Source organism: Bifidobacterium ruminantium DSM 6489 (genome assembly GCF_000770925.1).
Lineage (GTDB): Bacteria > Actinomycetota > Actinomycetes > Actinomycetales > Bifidobacteriaceae > Bifidobacterium > Bifidobacterium ruminantium.
In genome coordinates, this window is the sequence record NZ_JDTK01000051.1 from 1 (window position 1) to 1707 (window position 1707).

The window sequence follows — 1707 nt, forward strand, 5'->3', positions numbered from 1 at the left end:
CCCAGCTTACGCTGTTCCCAAGCGGGGGCAATTAAAACCAGGAAAATAGCCGTATTACCATCGATCTATACGGCTGAGCTTCCTTCTTGTGAGCATTAGAGCGTATCCGAGCAGGTTCCGACCGCGCCATTGGCTCAGATTGAACCTGGCTGGGTCATGCATCGACAGGCCGATGCCCCAGATGCGGTCTTTGACGGCGCATTCCGCCAGCAGCGCGGTGCCGGTTACCTCAAGCCGTGCCCCAAGTTCGGCGTTCTGGCTGAATTTGGCAAGTAATCCTTCATAGACCTCGATTTGGCGAACGCCGTTCCACACGTGATCGTCATAACCGGCCACCAGTCGACCAAGGCGTTTTATCTCGGCCACGTCATCGGTTTCGAGGATTCGCGCGGCTGTTTCGGCATCGCTGAAACAGCATGCCTTGCGGTACATCATGTACTGTTCCATCGAGGAGAACTCGACACCGTCCACAACGAAGTGCGACGGATACCAGTTGCTCAGGTACCCGTTCTCCTCATCGGGATTATGGAAGCAAACGATGCCCGTCATTCTTCGCCGACTTTCCGCACCGCAAGTTCCAGATCGAGATCATGCAGCCCGAAATAGGCTTTCTTCAGGAAGTTCAACGGCACCCTGGTAATCACTTCAGCACTGGGAATGGCGTAGAACCACTGGTAGTAGGCATAGAACTCACCGATCCAATCAGGCATGAACCCTTTAAGCGCCTTGCCGTCCTTCAACTGGTAGTGCTCGGTCTCGGTGAAATACTTCCACAGCTCTTCCGCATCCATCGTATTGACGTAGGCTTTGGCTTCATCAATGCTTTTGCGTGTTTTGCTCGTCATATACGTGGCGATGAAGTCCTCCGTGCTCTTGTTAGGGAACGACTGCGCCACGTAGTCGAAAAGCTTGCCTTGGCTTTCCACCACATCATCCCGATAGACCTCTGGATATGCCCGCATTGTCATCACCCCTAGAGCAACGTGCTGAACACGTTGGTCACCGTATTAGCATCGGAATCGATGAGATCACGCATGTTCTGCCGCGCCTCAACATCCCTCTGATTGTATTTGTCGTTGAATTCGCTGTAACTGACGGAAAGCAAGCCATCGTTGACTTCGCGCAGTTGCCCATATGCCTTTTCGCTTTTGATGCAATATTGAATGCCCAGTCCGCCAAGTGACAGCAGTTCCTCCAAGATATCGACGTCCACATTGTCTCGGACGAATTCTTTAGCGATGTAAAAATACGAGGCGTTCGCACGCCAACCTTTGATGATGTCATAACCGCTGGTATCGATGCCGTATTGGGCGATGAATTTTGCGGCCAGCACACGATAACGCTTGGAATCGGCGGCATCACGATGCTTCATCAGCTCAGCCAGCCAGGCAAGCACGCTATGTTCCTGAAAATCCAGGATGCTCAGCCCATTCGTGTCCAGTTCGTACTGGTGGACCCAGCCATTGGACTCATCCGGCCTGCACACGGCCCATTCCTTGGCGAGCTCGACACTTTTAGTCAGATAAAAACCACGACCGTAGTCATGCTTATCGTTACCTAAACCGTATTCGGGGGTCACTGACTCATGCGGAGAACCGTGAAATAACGTGATCGTTGCCATGAACACCCCTATACGAACATCTTGTCAAGCATGGATTTCTTAATATTCCGCAGTAATTCGAGCTTACGCTGATGAAGGGTGATGAG

Annotated in this window: 3 protein-coding genes; all 3 read right to left on the minus strand. The window is 52.1% G+C overall.

From position 1 onward, the window contains the following. Positions 1-54: 54 nt before the first annotated feature. From OU26_RS09300 to OU26_RS09310, 3 genes are read right to left on the minus strand one after another with little or no spacing between them, the layout of a single operon-like run. Positions 55-549 carry an NADAR family protein gene (locus OU26_RS09300; protein ID WP_026645761.1) on the minus strand — a complete coding sequence of 165 codons (495 nt, stop codon included), beginning with the start codon at positions 547-549 and terminating at the stop codon, positions 55-57. Beyond that, entirely contained in the window at positions 546-968 is a 423-nt protein-coding gene (locus tag OU26_RS09305; protein WP_033499123.1) for a hypothetical protein, read from the minus strand. The genes OU26_RS09300 and OU26_RS09305 overlap by 4 nt, the downstream gene beginning before the upstream one ends. Before the next feature lie 5 nt (positions 969-973). Next, complete coding sequence (locus tag OU26_RS09310; protein WP_026645759.1) at positions 974-1621, minus strand: DUF3990 domain-containing protein; 648 nt, start codon at positions 1619-1621, stop codon at positions 974-976. Between the last annotated feature and the right edge of the window lie 86 nt (positions 1622-1707).